The sequence below is a fragment of the Ruminococcus difficilis genome (assembly GCF_016680995.1).
Map to the genome: position 1 here is coordinate 33,270 of NZ_JAEQMG010000149.1, position 24,899 is coordinate 58,168.

Consider the following 24,899-nt stretch of genomic DNA (forward strand, 5'->3'; position numbering starts at 1 on the left):
ATAGGTTGAGATTGCCACGGCATGAATGCCTCGCAATGACGATCGTATACAGATGAAAACCCCGCCGTTCATTCATTCGGCGGGGTTCGTTTTATACCGGTTATTTCTCTCTCAGTTTTACCTTGACAGTAGTATCCAACTCATAAATGTTGTCCAGTGAAGCTAAATAACGCTGGATCGCGGTCGCGTCGGTGATCGAAAGTTCGTCGTCGGTCACAGCGGCACGCAGTGCCATATGACCATCCTCATTCTGAACGGAAAGACCGGCCAGCACGCGCTGGATCGTCGTCGCGTCGAGCACATCCAAAGCGCCGTTGCCGTCGGCGTCACCGCGCAGATACTCATAGCTGAACAGATCATAATGATCAAACAGCCACGAATTGCGCTCATTGAGCCAGTTCTTAAGAAAATCGAGGTTGAGCTGATAGGTCGCGAGAGGCGGCTTCTGGTAGTTATACCAATGTCTCGAGACTCTCCACACCGTCCAGTTGCGGTCAAAGATATCCTTGGATTCATTGCTCCATGTATCCAAAAGACCGTTCTCGACAAAGAGGCTCACCATATAATCATAGTTCTCCTCATACGCCTTTTTGACCTCATCGACAAACCAGCTCTTTCTGCCGATATACTTGTAGAAGTTCTTGGTATCCTGCAGAATATCGTCTGTCTTCGCGGTGTTTCTGGCGTGAGCCGAAACGAGATCGGCATTCGTATTGCCGGTGGACATATCGTAATCCCACGCGGGACCCGCATAGAGCTTGCCGTCCTTATAGAAGAAGAACACGGAGCTCTCATCAAAATCCATGGTTTTAAAGAACTCGTTGAGCAGATAGAATTTGACGAAGGACGGAACATCGATCACTTCTTCGATCTCTTCCCTGCTGCCGTTCCTCATCGTATCGGTGACAGCGGTCAGGGTTTCGGTGATGTAATTGAGCTGATCCTCATCCGGCTCGTCGGGATCACTCGCGATAAAGCGCAGACCGTCGACCGTAAAATAGGTCACGTCCGGTTCCAGACGCGTCCTCTCATACTCGATCAAAAAGTCCTTTTTGCCGTCGTTGGACTCGATGTCGATATTGACGCGCTCCTTACCCTCCTGGACCGGTTCGACGAGCTCATAACAGCCGCGGTAGGAACCGTCGAGAAACACCTCGACAAAGCGGTGCTCGGAGGTATACGGCAAGCCGAGATGGTGAGCAAACTCAAAGCCCATATAATTGCGCAGCATCGTAGGGTCAAACGTGTTCGCGAGCAGCACCCACTTTTTCCCTTTACCCATTCCGAGAACATCCTTTTTTTTCTCGAATTTGAAGGTATAGGCTTTCTTACCGATCGCAGCCATCGCGGTGGTGTTGCCACGCACCTTAAAGGAACAGCTGTCGCTGAGCACCGAACCATCCGTATCGGTGATACTGATAGACGCGTTCTGATAGCCGTCCTCTTTTTGCAGAGTGGTTCCGTTGCCGTTTTCGGTCGTCACAACGATACGGGGAACAATGATGGGATCGTCGAGCGTCACGCCGGTCGAAGCAAGATCCGCATCGGTCTTTTTGAAACCATCGATAAAATATGTCGCGTCATCGGGCACGACGGGTTCGGGTTCACCGAAGAACAATGTGTCTTCGGCAGACGCGTGAAATGCCGCTAAAGATACTGTCATCATGACGCAAAGAAGCATCGATACAATTCTTTTCATCATACAATCACCATTTTTCAGAATACAGGTTTCGGGAACCATCATTATTTAAACACTTGCTTGATACGAAAGATAACGCGTTTGAGCGGCATAAAGTCGCAATAAAGGTGCGCGTAGATACGGTTCTTGGTGCTGTACACCGAGATGGTCTCTCCGTTGCGGATGATATCTGTCAGGACGCCGATAATATGCCTGTCGGTGATGCCCGACTCTGTTCCCACGCGATTATCGCCGCAGATCAGGTAATCATCCTTACGCACCTTGAGGATGCGGTGCAGGACATACTGACCGCTGTCGCGCTTATAGAGCGGAATATCCAGCCGCTTCAGCGGAAGCTCGGGGCGTTTGATGACCAGCAGATCACGCGGTTTGATCAGCGGATACATGCTGTCACCGACATTGGTGTAAATGAGCGTGCCTTTTTCTGCGAGCACCTCTTCAAAGGTCGACTTACTCATCGATCGCTCCGATCGTGCGCAGCTTTGCGATCACATCGGCGATATCGGCGCGCATATCGGCTTCATCACCGTCATATTTTTCTTTTAAAGCAATAAGGATCTTTTCTTCCGTCGTTTCTTCCGCCAAGCAATTCAATATCGTATCCACCGTTTTGTTGCCCTGCACCAGACCGTGAAAGTCAGCCTCGGCAGTCGGCACCAAAAGGGTCTCATCTCCGACATTGTGTACAATAAAGTCTTTTTTCAGTTTCATTTTGTCACATCTCCGAGCATAATATGCTACTATCATACATGATATGATACATTTTTACAAGTCTTTTTGCTGTTTCTTTTCTATATTCACGATCCCAGAGCCGATCGATAAAAGCGCAGGATCGATTGGATATACTCGTGATCGAGCAGATTGCTTTGATCGAGATCAACAGGCGTATCATCCTTGTGCGATAACCGATAGCTGAGCGCGTCCTTTGACAGCCACATGCCGGTGTGACCGCTGCGGAGCGTTTCCTCACACAGGTTGACGCTGATATTTGTTCGCTCGGATTCATCGAGCGTCGTACTCAGACGTTGGGAGCGCGGCACACGCTCATCATCCGCGCCCTCATATACGGCTACAGGCGTCGACACGCTGTTGATGCACGCGGAGGCTGTTTGACAATTGCCGAACAACAGCTGATTTTCCAATAGCAAAAACGGATATTCCACATCGGCGAGGATCCCGACATAGGAGCGTGCGGAATCCCGCATCAGCTGTACGGGATGGTCAAAGCCCGAAACAATAACCGCCGCCTTGACCCGATCGTCATCCAGACAGGTCGCCGCCGCGTATCCTCCCGCGGAATGACCGTACAACAGGATCGGCAGCTTTGATAATCGTTCATCATCGGCAGTGAAGCGAAGCGCCGCGCGCAGATCAGCCGCGGGTTGGGATAATCCGCCCTTCCCGCTGCCCTCGCTCTCCCCTACACCGGTCGCGTCATAGCATAATACAGCGTAACCGCAGTCGACAAATTCTTTCATCTCAGACAGATGAGATGAGCCGCCGTCACCGATGCCCGCCGCGATCACAACCAGCGCTTGAGGCTCATCGGGCGCAAAGCAATAACCGATCAGGGTGTTGCTGCCGGAGGGGAAGCTGATCCGTTGATAGGAATAACCATCCGATTCCATCTGTGAATAAGAAAAGGCGAATTCACTCGGCGTATCACTGCGGGGAAACGCCGTATGGAAGAAAATCACGGTCACCGCCATGGAGAGCACAGAGAATGAGAGGATAAAGATCAAAAGAGCAGAAAGCACCCGTTTCACATATTTATTTCGTTTCATATGTATTACTGTTTTTCAAAAAAAACCAGACATTCTTATCGGTCTGTTTTTCCGCAATACTTCGTTGTCGTCCTTGCTAGGCGCCAGCCTAGCGGCGTCCTTCGCCTCGTCTTGCGAAAACCATCCTCGATAATAAATATCTACTTTCTATTGAAACCAGTATATAACACTCCTCTCTGTATCATATCCGTGACTGACAGTATTATGCGCAAAAAGCAAAAACCGGGGACAAAGAATTGCCCCCGGAGAATTTTGATTAATAGTAATAATAGACACTGCCGGCAGCGGCGATCACAATGATCAGCCATATGACAAAGAACACCGTCAGTACGATACCCAGAATAAAACCGATCGTACCTAAGATACTGCCGACCTTTGCGCGACCGACCAGAGGATAACTCATCATATATGTCTTTGCCTTACTTCTTGCAATAGCGCCGAAAACGATACCGAGGAAAGACAGATAGAAAGATGAACCAAACGCAATCGCCAAAATACCGAAGGTCAGGCAGGACTTGGACATTTCGCGCTCATTGGGATCCTCTGCCACAGCACCCACGTTATACTGCTGCGCATACTGCGGCTGAACCGGCGGCGCAGGTTGTGCGGGCTGTGGTTGGGCATACTGCGGCTGAACCGGCGGTGCAGATTGTGCGGGCTGCGGTTGGGCATACTGCGGTTGAACCGGCTGAGAGCTCTCATACTGCGGGCGCATCGGTTTGGGCTCGATCGGCGGCTGTACCGGTTGAGGTTGAGGCTGTACCGGCTGAGGCGGCGCAGGCTGCGGCTGCTGAACCGGCTGTGCATACTGCGGTTGAGCCGGTTGCGGCTGTTGAACCGGCTGTGCATACTGAGGCTGAGCCGGTTGCGGTTGTTGAATTGGCTGTGCATATTGCGGCTGTGCGGGCTGATTGGCAGAATAAGGATTCTGCTGTGCGGGTTCATCGTCTACCAGCATGGTTTGGATCTCAACCTCAGCTCCGCATACAGCGCAAACCTTATCGTTGATATTGATCTCATTTCCACAATGATTACATTTCATCTTCATTTCTCCTATCGTACCTGATTCGTATCAATATATTGACAGAGGTTATATGTTGTGTGATCAAGCCATTCCGACAAATAAAGCCAATGTCCAAAATGCCGTAACGATAATGCTGATCACAAGTCCGATAATACCGAGTATTCTGCCTGTCTTGGCGCGTCCGGAGCCGGTGGACGCAACTCGCGCGTAATTGGAGGATTGTTTGATTGCCATCGCCCCAAAAACAATACCGATAATCGAGAAAAAGAACGGAAGCCAACAGCAACATAAGGATGTGATACCAAAGCCTAACGCCCTGCCGGCATAACCGTTTGCCACAGGATCCGGAGCGGGATTATATGAAGCACCGTACTGAGCGGGTTGACCGTACTGCGGCTGCACAGGCTGACCGTACTGCGGCTGAGCGGGTTGACCATACTGTGACTGTACCGGCTGACCGTACTGAGGCTGTACCGGCTGACCATACTGCGGCTGTGCAGGCTGACCGTACTGCGGCTGTGTGGGCTGAGCATACTGAGGTTTCGTATCCTCGATCGGCTGACCGTTGATCGTCGCTTCATTTACCGCACCGCATACACCGCAAAACTTTGCGTTGGGTTCCATTTCGTTTCCACAATGCTTACAAATCATGATTATTTCACCTTTTTCATGCAATACCGCACATTTGAATAATGCGAATCTGCCATATTCTTTTACGTCAATATTATTATTTCTCAAACAGCAGAGACATAATAGAAGAATGTTATCACCATCGTCACAATACTGAGGATCAATCCCACTATTCCCAATATCCTACCGGTCTTGGCTTTTCCCTCCAAGGGATAATTCAAAGCATAATTCTTCGCTTTGCTCATTGCGATAGAGCTGAAGATAATACCTAACAACGGGATCAACATAGAGAATACCAGCCCGAGGATACCGAATTTCAAAACGGAGCTTGCCAGCTGATCCTGCGTATACTGACCGTACTGAGGTTGTGCAGGCTGACCATACTGCGGCTGCACAGGCTGACCATACTGGGGTTGTACAGGCTGACCGTACTGTGACTGTACAGACTGACCGTACTGCGGCTGAGCGGGTTGACCGTACTGTGACTGTACCGGCTGACCGTACTGCGGCTGCACAGGCTGACCATACTGGGGTTGTGCAGGCTGGTCGTACTGCGGCTGAGCGGGTTGACCGTACTGTGACTGTACCGGCTGACCGTACTGTGACTGTGTGGGCTGAGCATACTGAGGTTTAGTATCCTCGATCGGCTGACCGTTGATCGTCGCTTCATTTACCGCACCGCATACACCGCAAAACTTTGCGTCGGGCTCCATTTCGTTTCCACAATACCTACAAATCATGACTAACCTCCTGAAATAGTTGATTGAACGGCGATCGAGAATCGATGCAACCTCAGCAGCCATCCAATACTGTATCATTCCGTCTTTTGCTATGCCGACACAACAACGAACCCTCAATCGGCAACAACACAAAACGGATCATTTACCTTAACATTATATCTCTAATTGATCAAAAAAGTCAATAACAGTTTCGTCATATCTTCGGGTCGCGTTGATACGCACGCGCGAATGAGCGCCCTTTTCGAACCAGACCAGCTTCTTCTCGCTTTTACAGCGATCATATACCTGCTGTACCTCAGACGGCAGAGAAAAAACATCCTCCTTGCTGTGCAGGAAAAGGATCGGTTTTTTGAGCTGATCGATCCGATACAAGGGTCCGTCATGCACAACGTCGGCACCCGCGAAAATACGGATGTACAGCGTCACGAGGAAGGTCGCGGGCTGAACGGGATGATGACCGTCGATCAGATGGTTGACAAACGAATCCTTGAAGGTGGTGAACATTCCTTCCGCCGCCATCGCCTTGAAGTAATCGGGGCAGTCGGGCGAGCATAAGGCGAACAATCCGACGCAGGATCCGATACAGATGCCGTGGATCACGATGCTTTTTTGATGAAAGCGATCATGGAGCAATTCGCCCCAACGCAGGATATCACGGTATTCCTTGGCGCCGAGCGACAAGTACTTGCCCTCGGACAGACCGTGGGCACGGTTGTCGATCACGAGGATGTTATAACCGAGTCGGCGGTACGGCTCCGCGAAATAATAGGAGTACAACAGCGATTCCATGCGTCCCGCGATGATGATCACCGAGGTATCGGAACCGAAGTCGAAATATTCTCCGACCAGCTTGAGTCCGTCGCTGACGACCTCGACCGGCTGTTTTTGTGAATGATACTGCTTCTCCCACTCGATGCCGATATCAAACATCCTCTTATACTCCTCGTCATCGGGAATACTGCACTCTCTGCCCCATTTCTTCTTTGATGTGCGCACCAGAAGAACCGAGTAGAGATAGTAAGCGAGGATCGGCAGGGGCAGAAGCCCCAATATGATGACCGCGATAACGATCCAAATCCAAATTGGCATAATCTCTCCTTAGGCTAAGCCGATGATCCAGTGATAGATCTCCTGACCGCCGTCGATACATTCAAAGTCCATCAGCGGATAGCGGGCTGAGAGGCTCTCGCACAGCTCATCTCCCCTATCCTCGTCAACACCCGTTCCGCGAAAGATCACACAGGTCTCTTTCTCTTCGATATCCTCGATGGCGGCAATCGCGTCGAGGATCGTTTTGGCATAGTCGGAACCGACGCTGACGATCTCACCGTCGAGCAGCGCGATCTCGTCGCCCTTGCGGCAGCTGATCTGATGATAGCTGTAATCGCGTGAGGCGACCGTCTGGCTGACGGTGGCGATATTCTCGATACCGCTCTTCATCTGTGAAACACGGAACGGCGCGTCATCGCTGTCCGGAACATCCATCGCCATGGCAAAGTAGCCCTGCGCGACGCTTCCGGACTCGATCACGGTGATATGGCGGCGTTTGGAAAGCTCGACTGCCTGATGCGCGGCGAGGATGATATTGGGATTGTTCGGCAGGATCACGATTTCGTCGGCGTCGAGCTCATCGAACGCCTCTAAAAACTCCGCCGAGGAGGTATTCATCGTGGTACCGCCGTCGATGACGATATCACAGCCGAAATCCTCAAACAGCTTTTTCATTCCCTCACCGTTGACGACCGCGATCACCGCAAGAGCCTTGTGCTCCTTCTTCTTCGCGATCTCCAGATCATGCTCGTTGTGCTGTACCTGCATATTCTCCATCTTGAAGGTCAAAAACTCGCCGTACTGCTGTGCGAAGGCGATCACCTTGGCGGGATAGAGCGTATGGATATGCACCTTGACGCGCATACCGTTGACAACGACCGCGATCGAATTACCGAAAAAGCGCAGCTCCGAGATAAAGCTCTGTTTGTCGAACTCCTGTTTGTAGCGGGAATTCGTCAGACGCTGGAGAATGAACTCCGTGCAGTAGCCGTCCGAAAACTCGGAGGTCTCATTGAACAGCGAGAGATCGACCAAGGGCTGGTGCGTTATCGGCGCGGGCACCTCAACAGGGTCGATGACCTCGCCGTACAGGCACTTGAGCATTCCCTCGGTGATCAGGATAAAGCCGTAGGCGCCGCTGTCGACCACGCCTGCTTCCTTGAGCACGCTGAGCATCTCGGGCGTATAGGACAGGGTCTTGCGCATCTCGGCGATATACATCGACAGGATACTTTCGATCGAGGAGTTGCGCGTGATCTGGGTGCGGATATGCTCGATGCCCTCCCGCGCGACGGACAGGATCGTGCCCTCGACCGGATGCACGACCGCCTCATACGCGGTGCGATAGCCGCGGATCAGTCCCGCGCGCAGCTCACCGGGTCCGATGATCGGCGTACGTACCAGCTCATCCGCAAGGCCGCGGTAAAACTGCGACAGGATCACGCCGGAATTCCCGCGCGCGCCGAGCAGCATCCCGTCGGAAAGACTGCGCAGATAGGCGCCGGCGTGTTCATCGGACTCCGCGTAGCGGATGCCGTTGCCGAGGGTCAGCGCCATATTGGTGCCGGTATCGCCGTCGGGAACGGGAAAAACGTTGAGGCGATTGACCTCCTCCTCATGCTGTTGGAGGTACGCGAGCCCGTTATTCATCATTTTTTCCAGATGGATTCCGTTGATTCTTCTCATAGACATTCCTTATAAACAAGGTTTATGGACACGATAACTTACTTTCCTTCGGAAATAAACTGTTCGATCAGGGCGCGTTCGGTGCTCAGATCATCGGAGATCGGTTTGCCGACATAATATGCCGCCATCAGTCCGGGGCCGACGTTGATACCGCAGAACGGATACACATCATTGATATAAACCGCCTTAGGGTGGAATTTGTCTTCGATCATCTTCTTATATACCTCTGCCTGCGGATAACGGCAGGACTGGGCGATGAAGATCACCTGATCCTCGGGGTTCTCAATGGTCGCTTCGATGTATTTCAGCAGAACAGCATACGCCGCCTTAGCGCCCTTTGCCTTACCGAGCACGGTGGTCATGCCGCCGGAATCGAATTCGCCGATAGGTTTGATACCGGCAAGGGTGCCGAAGAACGCCTTGGGATGCGTCAGTCTGCCCTTCTTGGCGACAAAGCTCAGATCATCCAGCCATCCCGCCTGATGGAAGCGATTCTTGTTCTGTTCCAGATAATCGCAGACCTCTTCAAAGCTCTTGCCCTCACTGCGCAGCATCGCCGCGTGCACGACCATCAAACCGAAGCCGGGACCGTAGCGCATGGAGTCGACCAGTCGGATCTTGGCGTCAGGGTATTGGACAAGGATGTTTTTGCGGGCAGTGGTCGCGAAGTCGAGCGAGCCGGACATCGCGCTCGAAATGGTGATGCAGATAATGGGCTTGCCGTCTTTCACGTAAGCCGTAAACGCCTTTTCATATTCCGCCGTGTTCGGGGGCGCGGTCGCGAAATCGGACGGATTCTTTTTCAGATCCGCGTAAAAATCCTCGCGGGTCACATCCTTCCATTCCATAAAGCTGGGAACATCGCCCTTACCGGGCAGGACAAGATGTCCGTCGATGATCTTGACGTCATATTTTTTCTGGAATTCGGCGGAGAGGTCACAGCCGGCGTCCGCCATCAAAATAAAATCGTTCATAAGAGTCTCCTTTGTATTTGCAGATAGAGAAATCTATCGGATTCACGATCTTGTAAGATTGTTACATATTATATTAGTCTTATTTGAAATATGCCTGAAGAAAGTCAGTCATCGCCGTCGTCACCTGATTCTCATCGGTGCAAAAGGCGGTCGTATGACCCGCCCCTTCGACAACGACAAACTTCTTTTTTGAGGAACATGCCTCATAGTTTTTACGTCCCTCTTCCAGAGATACGGTCGGATCTGCCGTTCCGTGGAAAAAGAGGATCGGTTTTTTGGCGTGCCGCAGATGATCCGTCGTCTTCTCGCGGATATCGATCTTCTGCTCCTTTTGGCAGAGCCATCGGATATACGGGATCAACAGCGGCGGCAGGTGCATACGCTTCGCGTCGCTCAAAAGCTGGTTTTCCGCGGAAATAAAGCCGCAGTCGATCATCATGCACGGCACACGATCCTCAGTCAGCGTGTCGGAGAGATACGCAAGCGTAGAGCCGCCCATCGACGTACCGTACAGCAAAACACGCTGTTTGCCGTCCCGCTTCAACACCTCATCGAGCCATACCGCGACGTCGTCCTTTTCACGCAGCCCCATTCCGCAGCGATCTCCGCCGCTGCAGCCGTGGGCGCGCTGAAAGATCACCAGCACGTTAAAACCCTGATCACAGAACCACCGAGCGGGCGATACCAGATTGACATAGGGATCGGCATTGAAGCCGTGTACCATGATCACGGTGCGGTCACTGCCGTTGTCATACAGATCACCGCATAGGATCACGCCGTCCTTTGCTTTCACCTGTACGCGTTCATATCCCCGATCACGCAGATAACGATAATCGCGCATCATACGCTCCTTAAACGGTTCGATCGCGGGCTTACTGAGCTTTTCATCATCCAGCGGCAACACACGGTGTCTGCCGAAAATCGAGCGGTAACACACGATGCCGGGCGCGATCCAGAAGATGATCACCAGCAAAATGACGGCAAGAACAATATAGAGTAGTATCATAAACCTTCCTTGTTTTCATGAAAGCGCATCCATTTACGGCGCACCTCCAGCTCCTGTTCGGATATCTTTTTGCCGAACACGATCTCGTTGACAAAATGCTCGCAGTTGTTGTGGATCAAATTATAGCTGCCTTCGCCGATCCGCGCTCGTGCGGCGGATACCGTCTTGTCGGGGCTTTGGCGCTTGCGTTTTTCATTTAATGTCAGTTGCGCTGTTTCGATCATATTACCGCAGGAAAAAACGTCGATATCGGTAGCGAGCACCTTGATATCCTGCTGATTCTTCAGATTCTCCGCTGTCGGCGGCAGTCCGAACGCGATCACCTCATCCTCTGAGGCAAAGATCCCGTAGTGATAAACGGAACCCAGCTTGACGCGGATGATGTCGCCGTACTGACACTCACGATATACCCACTTCATTTTAGCCTTGCCTCGATATAACTGACGACGTCGCCGATGGTTTCAAAGTCATTCATCGACACATTGTCGAACACGATACCGAAGCTCTCTTCGATGGCGATCACCATGTAGAGCACCGATACCGAATTAAAGCCCAGATCCGTGACGAGCTTGGTGCTCTCGTCACATTTTTCGATCACAGCCCGGTTCTTATTGTCGGCAAAAAGCAAAATCTCTTTCAGCTTTTCAAAAATCTCTGCTCTGCTCAGCATTTTTTGTACCTCTTTATCTTCATACTGGGAGTACGTTCAAAATCGGAATCACGAATGATGATGCGTGACACCCGCTGGAACGTCGGCAACGTGTTGTTGATCTTTTCCAGCTCAACAGTCAGGTGCTGTCCGACGTTTTCAATACCGAGTCGGGCGATCTCCGGCATACGGGGCACGACCTCGAGCGCCAAGATATGAACGCCGTTCTCGGTCACATCCTCATACACCTGCGCGTCCTGTATCAGGCTCAGTTCAAGGAACTTGACCTCCAATTCCGCGGGAGAGATATTCTCGCCGGAGGGCAGGACGATGATCTCCTTGATACGGCCGGTGATATAGAGGAAGCCCTCCTCGTCGATCCGAACCAGATCGCCGGTGCGGAAAAAGCCGTCCTTGTCATAGACGCCGTCTTCCTCTTCTCCGACATAGCCGGACATCATATTCCTGCCCTTTAAGAGCAGTTCGCCGTCGACGATCTTGTACTCCTGATTCGGATACATCAAGCCGACGGATTCGGGCTTGGTGAGATACGCGGGATTACCGGATACCAGATTGGCGCTTTCGGTCAAGCCGTAGCCCGGCAGCAGCATGATATCGAATTCCTTTTTGTATTCCTTGATCAAATAAGGCGGTACCGGCGCCGCGCCGCAGATGATGGCTTTGAGCGAATCGCCGAGCATATTCTTTTTGAACTTTTTGGAAAGGTTCAGCGCCATTTCCGCCAGTGCGGGCACCGCTACCAAAATGGTCGGGCGGAACATTGCGATATCGCGGAACATATCTTTATTGTTGCGGCAGATGAACAATGTGGAACCGGTATAGAGCGAAGTGGTCAGGTTACGGATCAAGCCGAACACATGGGATAAGGGCAGGATCAGTAAATAGCGTTGGTTGAATACATCCTGATAACCGTAACAGCCGTTCACCGTACCCTGCATGACAGCGGCGTTACTAAGCAGCGCGCCCTTACTTTTGCCGGTCGTACCGCCGGTGAACATGATGACGCACGGCGTATCACCCGAGGGGAATACCATTTCGGACATGGTATTGCCCTGTGTATCGGACGAGATCAGCGCCACATCGGGGCGCTTTGACGCTACGATTGCCGTATTCTCACTCAGCGACGGATGATAGATGATCGCATCCAGCGCGTACTTCATCGTACAGCCGAACACCGTCATCTGATCGAGCTGAGCGGGCAGGATCACGGCGGTATAGCCGAGTGTCGTCACCGCCAGAAACGCGCGAACAAAATCATAGGAGTTCGGGCAGTAGACGCCGACGCGCAGACTTTTATCATCATCGCTTTTGATGACTGTGCGCAGGCGGCTGACGTCCGCTTCGATATCAGCATAGGTATAGCGTTTACCGTCATCCTCGATCGCGACAACGTCAGGATAAGCGGTTACGGAATCCCGCCACATCTCGGACACGCTGTCTTTGTCGACGATGCGGTCGAACTGCTCGGGATCGGTATATTGTTTGAAGATTTCCTTAGTCGGACTAAACATGATTTCCTCCGTTCTTATTTATATCTTTATATCGGTTGAGATTGCCGCGGGGATAAACACGCGTGTTTACCCCTCGCAATGACTTTTTTTAATCAAACGATCAGTGCTGAAAGGCGATCGCTTTGAGTTCGTTTTCTTTTTCAAACAGGCGGTTGGTGATCGCTTCGATATCGGACATCGACGGACGGCCCGCGTACAGCTTATTGATATCGATCGGCTCGCCGATGACGACGCGCAGTCTGGATGAGCGAGGCTTATGCTCACGCACATAGACGGGTACGATCGGCACCTTGGCGCGCATGGACATCAGCACCATGCCGCTTTTGAATTGGCGCATCTCGCCGGAGCCGTCGTTGATATGACCCTCCGGAAACATCGAGACCAGATCGCCGCCGGTCAGATGATCGTTGATGACCTTCATCGTCTGAAAGCCGGTGTTCTTTGTATCGATTGGGATACACATGACGCGATCCAAAAACCACTTTGCCTTGGTATCGTAAAACTCTTGATTGATGATAAAATGATGGCGGCGGTACCAGATCGCCAGCATCACATAGACGGGATCAAAGAAGCAGTTGTGGTTGGAAATAACCAGCGCGCCGCCTTTGATCTTCTGTTTTGCCGTTTCGTTCTCATACATAATCTTCGGTCGATACCACAAGAGCGTCGGGAGCGCTCCCGTCACTCTGACAAAATCGACAAAGAAGTATTTGAGAGAAAACAGCTTTGCTTTATTCGGTTGATTGTTCATGCAGTAATTTTCCTAAATTAATGGTTTTGTTCCTCATCAGGTCGGTCAGCGCAGCGATATTCTCTTTATCGCTCAGCGCGGGATCGGCGACCTGCGAGGGAATGATCGGCGTGCCGATGATCACGCGGGCACGCTCTTTGAAATTGAAGTACAAACCGTTGGTCACCATCGGGATGATCGGCGTATCGGTCATCAGCGCGAGATACGCCGCGCCGGTCTTGAACGGCAGCGGTCGGGGTTCATCCTTGCGCGGCAATCTGCCCTCGGGACAGATACCGATCACCCCGCCTTTACTCAGGATCTTCTCACACTTAGCCATAAAGGCAAAATCGTGGGAATCACGGTCGACATAGATACCGCCGAGCATCTTCAGGAAGGTGCCCAGTATCGGCTTCTTCATCACAAGCTCCGACATCTGGAACCGCAGGGTACGTCCGAAGAAGACGAACATCGCGACAGGATAATCGTAGACGGAAAGGTGGTTCGAGATGACGATCGCTTTTCCCTTGATGCGGCGGGATTGCACCGCCTTATTCTCATAATATATCTTCTTGCGAAAACACAGGAGCTGGATCGGCCAGCCCGTGAGCTTCACAAACCAGTTAAACAAACAATAAAACATAATCAATAACCAGATCGGGATCGATAACAAACAGCTTACAGTATCTCGGACAGATAACGGTGGAACGCGGCGACGGTGGACAGATTCTGCTCCGTCGATATTTTGACGGAGAATTCAGTTTCCATCGCGGCGATCATGCCGAAATAATCGAGCGAAGTGCCGCCCAGATCGAGAAAGAAATCAGCGCTGTCGGCGATATCCTCCGCAGAGCGATCCAGCGCCGCGGCAAAGAACTCTCTGAGCCGTTTTGCCAGCGCATCCTGCAAGCCCTCATCCTTTCCAAGCGGCTTCACCTCGTGAAAACCGTTTTCTTCGAGCTGCTGCTTCAAGCGAAAACGATTGAGCTTGAATTCATCGCCGACGATCAAACTGTCGCTGACGTAGAGGATCCTTTTGATCTCTGAATTCAAGCGCATTTCTTCCAGTTGCTTTTTGAGCGAGTGATCCAGTGCGGTGAGCTTTTCTTCACTGATAAAGCGATTCACGGACACGACCAGCGTCGGTACGGCATTGACGCCGTCAAGAGCGCCGATCAAGCAGATCTCGTTGACGTCCTTGAGCTTTAATTGCGGTTCGATCAGGTTCGGGTTCAGATTCTCGCCGGAGATGCCGACGATCAGATCGTCCTTTCGTCCGAGGATCTTATAATGACCGTTCTCGCACACCGCCAGATCGTGGGTGTTGAAGAAATCGGTATTGATGATCTTTTTTTCGCCGTCCTCGATGATATAACAGGCGATCGCCTTGCCCTTGACCTCCAACTCGCCGTCACTATTGATGCGATACTCCACACCGTCCATCGGCTTGCCGATATAGCCCTCATTGAGGATACTCGGCTTCTTGGACAATTCCAGCGAGGTGATACCGATCTCGCTCATACCGTAGCCGTCGGCAAGGTGGTAGCCGATGCTGTTGAAGAAGCGCATGGTTTCCTTTGAGATCGACGAGCCGCCGGTGATCATGAATCGGATGCTGTCACCAAAGAGGTTTTCTCTCACCTCTTTGAACGCGGCGCGTGTAAATAAAGCACCGAGCGCGGAATCACCGAGCTTATCGCGCAATGCCATCGCTTTCTCAAATTTTCGTTCGGTCTCCTCCCCGCGCAGACGGATCGTCTTTCGCGCCTGTGTATAGACCGTTTCCCAAAACAGCGGTACGGCAAACAGGTGGGTGACATGATGGCGCCGCACGGTGCCGGTGATGGTATCGGGCTTCATATCCTTCAACTCGACAAAGGTGCGGGAGAAGAATGAAAACCAAATATATACCGCTGCCAGTCCGAATACATGGTAAAACGGCAGGAAGGTCAACAGCTTCAAGCGATCCTGATAATGCCGCTTGACCGTGTCACACTCCCGAATGATGCCGTAGCTGCCTTTGATCTGATAAAAGAGCTCCTCGGCGGAATAGGCGCAGAGTTTGACATGGCGGGATGTGCCGGAGGTCATCACGATGATCTCTTTGCCGAATTCACAAGTCGTGAACGGCTCCTCCACAGGCTCGATCTCATCACACAGGATCGTCCTGACAGAATAGGTCCGCCCGTCGGACACCACCGCCTGTACATCACAGTCGCGGATAGCGCCCTCCACCGGCTCATCTGAGAGGCGCAGGTTGATCAACAGCGGACGGAAACCGCAAAGGAGGATCGCCCAAAAGCATTCGATCCAGGAGAGAGAATTGTCCATCGACAGACCGATCACCGAGCCGGGAGCAACGTCGGAAAGGAGCTTTGATAAGGACAAAGCACGCGCCTTGATCCTTTTCTCGACCTCGCCGTAGGAAAAGCTCTCAACGCGATAACCGGCGGATCGTTCATACATGATATTCTCTTTTTCCTGAAACATCAGGGAGAAAAGCGTCTCCATCGAAAGCCCCTGTTCTTCAAAAGCACGCAGCTTTGATTGAACAAAATCCTTGATGGTTTTATGCTGACCCAGTCCCAGATCGCCCATTTGACTCAACCCTTTCGCGCAAAAAGCCGAAACTCTCCTTTATAGCATTAACAGATATCATCTTACCACAATCATCAATGAAAAGCAAGATAAATCGACTTGTATCGACATGGAAACATATACTAAATCCCTATATTCAGTTGAGATTGCCACAGGGCTGACCACACGTGTTTGCCCCTCGCAATGACAATTATGAATAAAAGACTATTGCATTTTATGAAAAAGAGTATTATGATATGGGTATCAAAAACAGAAAGAGGTAATTTATGGCACGTTTATCTTCCAACAACAATACCGCAACCAAAGAAAAAAGGTCGTTCTTATCCTCGAACCCGGTCATGCACCGACTGGATAAGGTAGACGAATACAGCGAGAGCGATTCCGCTACCTACGGCGGTATCGCCGCAAAGACGATATTCTTCCTGCTGTTCTCAGTTGCCGGCATCGCGGCGGAACGAGTTCTCTCACAGATGCTCAGCACCGGTCAGAGCTTTGATCTGAACATCAGGGGCTTCCATGTCACGCTTTATATGGGAGAGATCATCGCGCTGCTCGCCAGCGTGATCCTCGCGATTGTTTTCCAGTTGCTCGCGTTCTTCGCAAAATCCACCACGCCTGTCACCGGCGCGCTGTACTGCGTCACACAGGGCTATATGATCTCCTTTTTGATCTTCAAAGTGCTCCACGGCTATGAGCACCTCGGTCTTTTGGCGCTGGCGATCACGATGACGATCGTAATGGTCATGGCGATCCTCTACTCCACCGGGATCATCCGCGTGACCAAGAAATTCAGAACGGTGATGCTGACGCTCTTTGTCACAGTCATCGCCGTATCGCTGCTGATGCTGATCGGCTCCTTTATTCCGTTCACCAGCGAGCTGGTCATGCAGATCAGAAACAACTTTGCGATCTCGATCGGCTTCTCGGTGGTCTTCATCATCATCGCGTCACTGTTCTTGATCTGTGACTTTGCCACCATCGATCACGTGGTACAGGATAAGCTCCCCAAGAAATATGAATGGCAGGCGGCGTTCGGACTGGCGTTCACCGTACTGTGGCTCTATCTCAAGGTACTGGATCTGATCATGACGATCGCCGGCAGAAAAAATAATTAAACCACATAAAAGCAACCGCGTACAGTCGCTGAGCTGTACGCGGTTTTTTGATTTAAATGATGAGATCGTCACGGCATGATTGCCTTGCAACGATCCGTTATACTATTTTTTACCGAACATCCTGATGACGCCGATACCCAGTCCGATCACGCCCACCGCGGCTAACGCCGCCAGACCTGCCGTCTTATGCACAAAAGGCACGTTGTAGCTCATGTCTGAGTATGAGGGATTGATCATATAGCGCAGCAGCGGGAACAGAAGCTGACGCTGTTCGGACAGGACGTCCTCTTCCATATGACTGTCCTTACACAGGATCATCGTGGCACGGTGGCGGGTATCATAACGATTCCATTTGAGATCGCCGAGCGAGGGATTACCGGTGCGGGCAAAGTTCGCCCACATGGTCATCACCTGTTCGGACAGCGCCTCGTCGCCGCGTTCACCGGTAAAGATCGTATTATGGAGATTGCCGAAAACATATGCCAGTTCGACCGCATGGCACGCGCCGCAATACTCCTTGGCGGAAGGCTCCGTCCAGTAGTACATATAGACCTTGCCGCCGTGTTCGGAATGGCACTCCGCCTGCTTGACAGCAGGCAGTCGGAACATCATCTCGTCATAGAATTCCGACATCTTCCAGATACCGTATCCGTCGAGCCTGTGCATAAATGCCCTGACACGATTTCTGTCCTTCTTATCGAACGTTTTCATATCGTTCTCGAACTTGACGGGGATACTGAACCGATACGGCACGATGCCGCCGAGCTCCTCTACCCAATACCGCGACTCGTCGCTGTTGGTACCGATCAGCATGTCGATATGCGCCGTCTTGCCCGCCTCATACGCCTCATACGGCTTTACGGGGATCAGGCGACCGTCACGCTGGGGGAAGTTATTGTAGGCGTTCAGCTTCTCGTTCAGCTTCATCAGCTCTCTTTCGGGGAGCGCCATGAGCTTCGCCATCGAATGGATGCCGGTCTCCTCGATCAGTCGGCGGGTGAACGGCTTGCACATCTCCTTAGAGAAGGTCAGCGCCACCGAACCGCTCTCGGAGATCACGCGGCGGAACAATCCGTTCGCCTTGGGGATGATCGGCAGCAGCGATACACTCGCGCCGCCGGCAGATTCGCCGAAAATGGTGACGTTTTTGCGGTCGCCGCCGAAGAACGCGATATTCTTCTGCACCCATCTGAGCGACTCAATCTGATCGAGGATGCCCAGATTCGGCGCGTCGGCAAAGTTCGAGCCGTCCTTGAGCTCCGAGAAATCCACAAAGCCCATCAAGCCGACGCGATAGCCGACGGTAACGAGAATGATATCGGGATTCTGCTTCACAAAATTCGCGCCGTCATACAGCGGGTCGGCGGTACCGCCCCAACCGAAGCTGCCGCCGTGGAAAAACACCATGACAGGCTTCTTTGCAGTGGTATCGGTACGATTCACCCAAACGTTCAGATACAGACAATCCTCACCCTGCGGATAGTAGGAGCCCTGCTCGGTCTCCCACTCCGTCTGGATCGGGCTTTTGCCGAAATAATAGGCTTCATAAACGCCGTCGTCCTGCGGCGCGGGCGCGGGACGCTTCCATCGACGGCTGCCGACAGGAGGCTTGGCGTAAGGGATCCCCCGAAAGGTAAGGATCCCCTCGTCCTGCTGTCCGACGAACGTACCGTTATAACACTTAACCGCGACAAAAGGATTATAGACGCCGTCGATCTTACCGTTCACACCGTAAGCGGCTCTGATCCTGTCGCGTACAGATATTGAAACCGATTGTTCCATTACATCTTTCTCCTGAGGATGGTCTTGAGGAAATCAAAGAAGTTGGTCTTATCCATGACCTTCTTATGGAGTTCACCGAGGGTGACGTCCTTCTGAGAATCGAATTTGACGATGGTCTGTACCAGACGGACAAAGTAGTTACGGAAGAGCTCCATGCTGCTGTCCTCATAGCGGCTGGCGGCAAAGTCGATCATCAGCATCAAGCCATCCTCGCCGTCGAGGATCTCCATATCGAGGATCGTCTGAGACGCCGCCTGATTCTGGCGCACATCAATGGTTTCGATGTTATAATCCTCCAGTCCGCCGGTATCGCGGATATCCTGCTGATACAGGACATATGCCGCCTCACCGTCACCGATATCGCAGGTGATGTCGACATAAGGATAACAGCAGTGCTCGATGCCCTTCTGCACCTGTTCGTGGACGTCCGCGAACAGATCGCGCAGGGTCATTTTATCATTGAGATGAACGCCGACAGGCAGATCCCGGAACAGCAGTCCGACCGTATTCATCAGTTCCATCTCTTCACGACCGTTGTAGATCCAGCTGATCTTTACATCGTACTTTCCGTTATAGATCGCGATCGCGAGCAAGCCGATGGTGATAAAGAACTCGTTGCGGCTGATCCTGTATTTGTTCTCGATGTTTTTCAGCTGAACGGGCTCCACACCGAGCTCGGCAAAGATCTCGCCCAGCTCATTGTCGCGCGACGTCTGGTCGGTATTGGGACTGCTCGACCACTTTGTGCCGTCGTATCTGTCCTCAAAATATTTTTTGCTCTCTTTATAGAAATCAGTTTCCTGAGCGTGCTCACGCTGATGGAGCATGTAATAATAGTAGTCCGGCTCAGGCTGAGCGCCCATATAGACCTTGCCGACATTCGCCATAAACACCTTGAACGAGGTACCGTCAAAGAGCGTATGATGTACGTCGAAGAAGATATAAACGTTCTTTTCCGTCTCAAACACGCGGCAGCGGAACAACTTGCCGCCGATGATCTTGAACGGCTGGACCAGATTATCTTTGATATTGCCGAACTCAAACTCGCTGATCTTCTCGACATGGATCTCGTCGAAGATCTCGGGAGTATAGCGCTGGATGACCTCGCCGTCCCCGTTGAAGTGGAAGGTCGTCAAGAGCGCGGGATGATGCTTGATGACGGTGCACATCGTTTCTGCCATCTTCTTCGCTTCAAAGATGGTTTTATCCATCTTCATGACGGTGAACAGATTGTACATCGTCGACTTCGGCGTATAGAGCTGATAGTCCACCATATACAGCATCTCCGCTGTCAGCGGATGATCCTGTGTGAGAGATTTCTCCTGGATCATATCGGGAGAATCATCGCCCGCGTTCGCGCGTCTTTCCGTATAGATCTCAGCGATCTTCTCGGGAGTTCTGCCGCGGAAGACGTCGCCCGCGTTGAGTCCGGGCAAGCCGCTCTCGGTGATCAGGCGGATGGAGGTCAGCGAATCGCCGCCCATCTCATAAAAATCATCATGAATACCGACCTGATCGAGCTTGAGCACGGTCTCCATCGCGTGACAGAGCTTCTCCTGCGTTTCATTCTCGGGAGCGACATACTCGGTTTTGAAGTCGTCGGCTTCCGGTTCGGGCAGCGCCTTGCGGTCCATCTTGCCGTTGGGCTTCAAGGGAACCTTATCGATCTTGATATAATAGGCGGGGATCATGTAATACGGCAGACGCTTGGAGAGCTCCGCCCTCAGCTTCTCGGTATCGATCTCGATATCATCGATGTAATACGCGCAAAGGAAGCTCTTGCCGCTTTCTTCAAAGCCGCGTGCCGCCGCCCACTCGATACCGAGCGCCTGCTTGACAGCCGCCTCGATCTCAGCGGGTTCGATACGGTTACCGTTGATCTTGATCATATCATTGGATCTGCCGAGCAGGACATAGCCGTTCTTCGCGTCGCGGCGCGCTAAATCGCCGGTATGATAGATACCGTCCGTAAACGCCTTGGCGGTCTCTTCAGGCAGATTCAGATAGCCGCGCACATAGGGGTTCTCGATGCAAAGCTCACCGACCTCTCCCTCAGCGACTTCATTGCCGTCCTCATCCAGCAGCGTGATCTTGCCGTCGATCTCGGGCACGCCGATCGGACAGGTCTCATACGCTTGATCGATGAGAAAGACGCCGATCGCGAATCCGCTCTCGGAAGCCGCGTAGATATTGATCAGATCCAGATTCTTATTATACAGGTTATTCGCCGGTTCACTGCCGACAAACAACATTCTCAAAAACGGTCCTGTGGTATTGCCGAGCATACGGACATAAGAAGGCGTCAGGAAGGTGACGGTGATGCGCTTTTCGATAAAGAAGGTCTTGAGCGCGATCGGGTTCTTGATGGTCGCGTAGCTGACGACAAAGAGCTTGCCGCACTCGACGCTCAGCACCTCTAAGATCACGATGACCGAAGCGACAAAGTTCATCGGCGCGAGCAGCGCTGCGCGATCCTTGCCGTTGAACGGATTCTCGCCTTTGATGCGGATCGACTCGATCGCGCGGCTGAGGTTGCCGAATTCGTGCAGTACGCCCTTGGGGTTGCCTGTGGTACCGGAGGTATAGATCGCGTATGCCGCGTCATGCAGATCGGTCTTTTCGTGTCCCGACAACGAATCAAGCTTCATGATATCGTCCCAGTTATCGGAATTCAGCTCTGCCTTACAGCCGCAATCCTTGCGGATATAGTCGATACGCTCGGGCGCGTAGGTATCCTCGACCAGCGCCCATGCGGCGCCCGCTTTCCAAATGCCGATCATTGCGACGATCGGCAGGACTCCGCGGGGAAGCTTGATCAATACAAAATCCTCTTTCCCTATTCCCTGCTGTTTCAGATAAGCGTAAACACGTCCGCTCATGTCATCGAGCTTGGAATAGGTAATGCCCCTCGAGTGAGCGTCATCGTACAGGATGGCGGCCTGAGGGTTGTTTTGGGTATACTGTTCAATCAATTGGATTATATCGATCATTGCGGGGCTCCTTATTCGACAGTCAATACATCAGAAAAACCGGTTACTTCAAAAATCTCTTTGACGATCGCGTTAGCGTTAAGGATCTTCATGGAACCCTGCGCGTTCATCTTCTTCTGCAGCATCAGCAGCAGACGAAGACCTGCGGAAGAGATGTAATCGAGCTGCTTGAAGTCAAGGATCAGTTCGGTCACGTTATCAAGGCTGCCTGCCAGTTCCTTTTCCGCCTCGGGGGTGGTGTTGGTGTCCAGACGGCCCTCGATCGTTGCGGTCAGTTTGGTGCCTTCAAGTTTTTTTGTTACAGTCATAATAATCTTCTCCTTTGTTTTTGTAATGATATAATCACATTATTAGCAGTATTGTAACACAGTTTCCAAAAAAATGCACTACTTATTAGAAATATTTTCACATTTTTATCAATAAAAAAAGCTCACAAACCGGAATTGATTGCATTCACCTGTCGGATATGGTAGAATAATACTATAAGAGTGCCCCCAGTTGACCGGCCTCTCAATAACTTTCCATTTCAGGTGATATTATGATTCTCGCGATCATCCTCGCCGTGGTACTGATAGGACTGTTGATCGTTCTGTTCGCGGCGTATTATAAAACATTTTATTATCCGATCAAGAACATTTCCGAAACAAAGGGTCCGATCACCAAATCGAAGCACCCTTATCGGGACGAGGCGCGGGTGAAGGTCAAAGAGCTCGCCGCTCTTCCGTGTGAATTTATCACGACGCGATCCTATGACGGGCTCAAGCTCAGCGCGCGATACTATCAGGGTGATGAATCCAAGCCACTGTTCCTCTGCTTTCACGGCTACCACGGCTCCGCGCTGCGCGACTATTCGGGCGTGGGATTATCACTGATCCGACAGGGTTACCCCGTCATCATGGTGGATGAACGAGCCCACTGGCGCTCACAGGGTCACACCATCACCTTCGGTATGCGCGAGCGATTTGACGTACTGTCATGGATTGATTACGCATGTAAACGCTTCGGCACAGACCGCCCCATCTATCTGCACGGTATCTCGATGGGCGGCGGCACGGTGCTGATGGCGTCGGGACAAGAGCTGCCCGATAACGTCAAAGGCATTATCTCCGATTGTCCCTTCAACGACGCCGAGAAGATCATCCGCCATGTCTGTCAGCTGGTCGGTCTCAACGTCGATCTGTGCTGGCCTGTCATCAAGCTCTCCGGGTTGATCTACGGACGGTTCAACGTCAGCAAAACCACCGCGGCAAAGGAGGTCAAAAAGGCGACCGTTCCGATCATGATCATCCACGGTGACGGCGATGATTTTGTCCCCGCGCCCATGAGCGAAGAGATACAAAAGGCGAATCCCGAAATGATCGAGCGCTATCTGATCGCAGACGCGGGTCACGGACTTGCCTATTATTACGATCCGCAGCGCTATGAAGCGCTCGTCGATGAATTCGTCCGAAAAACAAGCTGAATGTCACCGCGTAAGAGTCGATCTCCTGCGCGGTGATTCTTTTGCGATTCTTGATGGGATACCGTTGATTTTTACTACAGGCAATGATATAATGGAATACACCTAAACAGAAAAGAGGAGGATCATCATGATAGAAGAAAAGATCATACCTTTATATATACCGTACCCCGACAGCAACGAAGAACGTTTAGTACGAGTATTCATCCCCGAGCATGAAGCGGGAGAAACCTTTCCCGTCATCTATATGACCGACGGACAGAATCTGTTTGAAGATAACCATGTCGAATTCGGCTGTTGGTATACGCGTGAAACGATCCGCGACGAGAAAAAGGCTACCGGCAAGGCGGCGATCATCGTCGGCATCCACAACGACGGCGATCCGATGGAGCGCACCAATGAACTCACCCCCCTCACCATCGGAGAACTCGCCTGCCCCGAGGAACTGAAATTACAGATCACTCCGCAGGGCGAGATCTTCGACGACTTTGTCGTCAACCGTGTCATGCCTGTCATCGAAAAAGATTTCCCGGTAGAACTCGGCAGGAACGCTACCGCGATCTGCGGCAGTTCATCGGGCGGCTTACAGGCGTTCTTCACCGCGCTGAACCACCCCGATCTGTTTTGCGCCGCGGGCGTCCTCTCCCCCGCTTTCGTCATCTACACTCCCGAGGATATGCGGGATTGGATCCACTCCAAATTACAACCTGTCCTGCCGTATCTTTACATCTATTCCGGCGCTGGCGATGATCAGGAAAAGCTGATCTATCAGAGCACGGAATGGACGTATGAGATCTTAGAGGAATGTTATCCGCCCGAAAAGCTCAACGAGGTGATCCTCTTTGAAATGCCCCATCACGAGACCGCATGGGAGCAGATTTTCAAAGACTTTCTGCACATCTTTCTCGAGCGCAGAGCAGAATTCTGAATCCCCGAGATAATTCTGATCAGGCTTGATCCCGAAACAGAGCTGACCGCATGGTCGGCTCTTTCTTTTATGCGGCAGAACGGCTGTTATAAAGATAAAAAAGAGTGTTGATAACATAAGTCCGTTATCAACACTCTTACCGGCAGGAGCAGAATACGTTTATTTGGAAGAGAATCGCTGCCTCGCTTGTTGCCGTTCTACAAAGCGAAAAAGACATAAACGCTACGCCCTAAAAACAGTCCGCCGGACTGTTTTCTTTACGGGCTTTCAAGTCCTTCTGCGATATATTCTTTAACAATGCAAAAGACTGTCGTACCTTATCGATACAACAGCCTTTGTATGGCAGGGGCAGAATACGTTTATTTGGAAGAGAATAGCTGCCTCGCTTGTTGCCGTTCTACGATGCGAAAAAGACATAAACGCTACGCCCTAAAAACAGTCCACCGGACTGTTTTCTTTACGGGCTTTCAAGTCCTTCTGCGATATATTCTTTAACAATGCAAAAGACTGTCGTACCTTATCG

The 24,899-nt window shown here is 51.7% G+C and carries 23 protein-coding genes; 3 read left to right on the forward strand and 20 right to left on the reverse strand.

Translation table 11 applies throughout. The features are described 5' to 3' along the window. Positions 1 to 100 precede the first annotated feature (100 nt). From JKK62_RS14065 to JKK62_RS14145, 17 genes are all read right to left on the reverse strand, one after another. The gene (locus JKK62_RS14065; protein WP_207752199.1) at positions 101 to 1,702 is read right to left on the reverse strand and encodes a CotH kinase family protein; all 1,602 of its coding nucleotides are present in this window, start codon (positions 1,700 to 1,702) and stop codon (positions 101 to 103) included. Between the two features lie 41 nt (positions 1,703 to 1,743). Further along, entirely contained in the window at positions 1,744 to 2,157 is a 414-nt protein-coding gene (locus tag JKK62_RS14070) for a S24/S26 family peptidase (protein ID WP_201428449.1), read from the reverse strand. Continuing rightward, positions 2,150 to 2,410: a PqqD family protein gene (locus tag JKK62_RS14075; RefSeq protein ID WP_201428450.1), complete on the reverse strand. Its 261-nt coding sequence runs from the start codon at positions 2,408 to 2,410 to the stop codon at positions 2,150 to 2,152. Before JKK62_RS14075 ends, JKK62_RS14070 begins: the two co-directional genes overlap by 8 nt. Positions 2,411 to 2,496: 86 nt before the next feature. Then, positions 2,497 to 3,483 (reverse strand): alpha/beta hydrolase family protein, encoded by a 987-nt coding sequence (locus JKK62_RS14080; RefSeq protein ID WP_201428451.1) that lies wholly within the window; start codon positions 3,481 to 3,483, stop codon positions 2,497 to 2,499. Positions 3,484 to 3,739: 256 nt separating this feature from the next. Then, positions 3,740 to 4,525 carry a zinc ribbon domain-containing protein gene (locus JKK62_RS17850; RefSeq protein WP_201428452.1) on the reverse strand — a complete coding sequence of 262 codons (786 nt, stop codon included), beginning with the start codon at positions 4,523 to 4,525 and terminating at the stop codon, positions 3,740 to 3,742. Positions 4,526 to 4,588: 63 nt separating this feature from the next. Further along, positions 4,589 to 5,158: a zinc-ribbon domain-containing protein gene (locus JKK62_RS17855; RefSeq protein WP_201428453.1), complete on the reverse strand. Its 570-nt coding sequence runs from the start codon at positions 5,156 to 5,158 to the stop codon at positions 4,589 to 4,591. Between the two features lie 83 nt (positions 5,159 to 5,241). Further along, the gene (locus JKK62_RS14095; RefSeq protein ID WP_201428454.1) at positions 5,242 to 5,877 is read right to left on the reverse strand and encodes a zinc-ribbon domain-containing protein; all 636 of its coding nucleotides are present in this window, start codon (positions 5,875 to 5,877) and stop codon (positions 5,242 to 5,244) included. Between the two features lie 153 nt (positions 5,878 to 6,030). Further along, positions 6,031 to 6,966 carry an alpha/beta hydrolase gene (locus JKK62_RS14100; protein ID WP_201428455.1) on the reverse strand — a complete coding sequence of 312 codons (936 nt, stop codon included), beginning with the start codon at positions 6,964 to 6,966 and terminating at the stop codon, positions 6,031 to 6,033. Positions 6,967 to 6,975: 9 nt separating this feature from the next. After that, a complete protein-coding gene (locus JKK62_RS14105) occupies positions 6,976 to 8,613 on the reverse strand; it encodes a DAK2 domain-containing protein (RefSeq protein ID WP_201428456.1) in 1,638 nt (545 codons plus the stop codon). Between the two features lie 38 nt (positions 8,614 to 8,651). Continuing rightward, on the reverse strand, positions 8,652 to 9,587 hold the full coding sequence (locus JKK62_RS14110; protein ID WP_201428457.1) for a DegV family protein: 936 nt from the start codon (positions 9,585 to 9,587) through the stop codon (positions 8,652 to 8,654). A 79-nt stretch (positions 9,588 to 9,666) separates the two neighbouring features. Further along, on the reverse strand, positions 9,667 to 10,593 hold the full coding sequence (locus JKK62_RS14115) for an alpha/beta hydrolase (protein WP_201428458.1): 927 nt from the start codon (positions 10,591 to 10,593) through the stop codon (positions 9,667 to 9,669). Continuing rightward, the gene (locus JKK62_RS14120; RefSeq protein ID WP_201428459.1) at positions 10,590 to 11,012 is read right to left on the reverse strand and encodes a lecithin retinol acyltransferase family protein; all 423 of its coding nucleotides are present in this window, start codon (positions 11,010 to 11,012) and stop codon (positions 10,590 to 10,592) included. Before JKK62_RS14120 ends, JKK62_RS14115 begins: the two co-directional genes overlap by 4 nt. Beyond that, positions 11,009 to 11,263 (reverse strand): acyl carrier protein, encoded by a 255-nt coding sequence (locus JKK62_RS14125; protein ID WP_201428460.1) that lies wholly within the window; start codon positions 11,261 to 11,263, stop codon positions 11,009 to 11,011. The genes JKK62_RS14120 and JKK62_RS14125 overlap by 4 nt, the downstream gene beginning before the upstream one ends. Beyond that, positions 11,257 to 12,774, reverse strand: a complete 1,518-nt coding sequence (locus JKK62_RS14130; protein WP_201428461.1) for a class I adenylate-forming enzyme family protein — start codon at positions 12,772 to 12,774, stop codon at positions 11,257 to 11,259. The genes JKK62_RS14125 and JKK62_RS14130 overlap by 7 nt, the downstream gene beginning before the upstream one ends. Positions 12,775 to 12,874: 100 nt before the next feature. Next, complete coding sequence (locus JKK62_RS14135; RefSeq protein WP_201428462.1) at positions 12,875 to 13,525, reverse strand: lysophospholipid acyltransferase family protein; 651 nt, start codon at positions 13,523 to 13,525, stop codon at positions 12,875 to 12,877. Next, on the reverse strand, positions 13,506 to 14,147 hold the full coding sequence (locus JKK62_RS14140) for a lysophospholipid acyltransferase family protein (RefSeq protein ID WP_201428463.1): 642 nt from the start codon (positions 14,145 to 14,147) through the stop codon (positions 13,506 to 13,508). The genes JKK62_RS14135 and JKK62_RS14140 overlap by 20 nt, the downstream gene beginning before the upstream one ends. Before the next feature lie 35 nt (positions 14,148 to 14,182). Beyond that, positions 14,183 to 16,102, reverse strand: coding sequence for a non-ribosomal peptide synthetase (locus tag JKK62_RS14145; protein WP_201428464.1), 1,920 nt, complete (start codon positions 16,100 to 16,102; stop codon positions 14,183 to 14,185). A 266-nt stretch (positions 16,103 to 16,368) separates the two neighbouring features. Here JKK62_RS14145 and JKK62_RS14150 point away from each other — a divergent pair, with 266 nt between their 5' ends. Continuing rightward, entirely contained in the window at positions 16,369 to 17,217 is an 849-nt protein-coding gene (locus JKK62_RS14150; protein ID WP_201428465.1) for a Bax inhibitor-1/YccA family membrane protein, read from the forward strand. 102 nt (positions 17,218 to 17,319) lie between these two features. On the opposite strand, the gene JKK62_RS14155 is transcribed toward JKK62_RS14150, so the two are convergent. The 3 genes from JKK62_RS14155 to JKK62_RS14165 are packed head-to-tail and all read right to left on the reverse strand — an operon-like array spanning position 17,320 to position 22,297. Next, positions 17,320 to 18,999, reverse strand: a complete 1,680-nt coding sequence (locus tag JKK62_RS14155; RefSeq protein ID WP_201428466.1) for a carboxylesterase/lipase family protein — start codon at positions 18,997 to 18,999, stop codon at positions 17,320 to 17,322. Next, complete coding sequence (locus tag JKK62_RS14160; protein WP_201428467.1) at positions 18,999 to 21,989, reverse strand: AMP-binding protein; 2,991 nt, start codon at positions 21,987 to 21,989, stop codon at positions 18,999 to 19,001. The genes JKK62_RS14155 and JKK62_RS14160 overlap by 1 nt, the downstream gene beginning before the upstream one ends. Before the next feature lie 11 nt (positions 21,990 to 22,000). Continuing rightward, complete coding sequence (locus JKK62_RS14165; protein WP_201428468.1) at positions 22,001 to 22,297, reverse strand: STAS domain-containing protein; 297 nt, start codon at positions 22,295 to 22,297, stop codon at positions 22,001 to 22,003. 230 nt (positions 22,298 to 22,527) lie between these two features. Between JKK62_RS14165 and JKK62_RS14170 the strand changes: the two genes are divergently transcribed. Further along, a complete protein-coding gene (locus JKK62_RS14170; protein WP_201428469.1) occupies positions 22,528 to 23,451 on the forward strand; it encodes an alpha/beta hydrolase in 924 nt (307 codons plus the stop codon). 127 nt (positions 23,452 to 23,578) lie between these two features. Further along, on the forward strand, positions 23,579 to 24,376 hold the full coding sequence (locus JKK62_RS14175) for an alpha/beta hydrolase (RefSeq protein WP_201428470.1): 798 nt from the start codon (positions 23,579 to 23,581) through the stop codon (positions 24,374 to 24,376). Positions 24,377 to 24,899 lie beyond the last annotated feature (523 nt).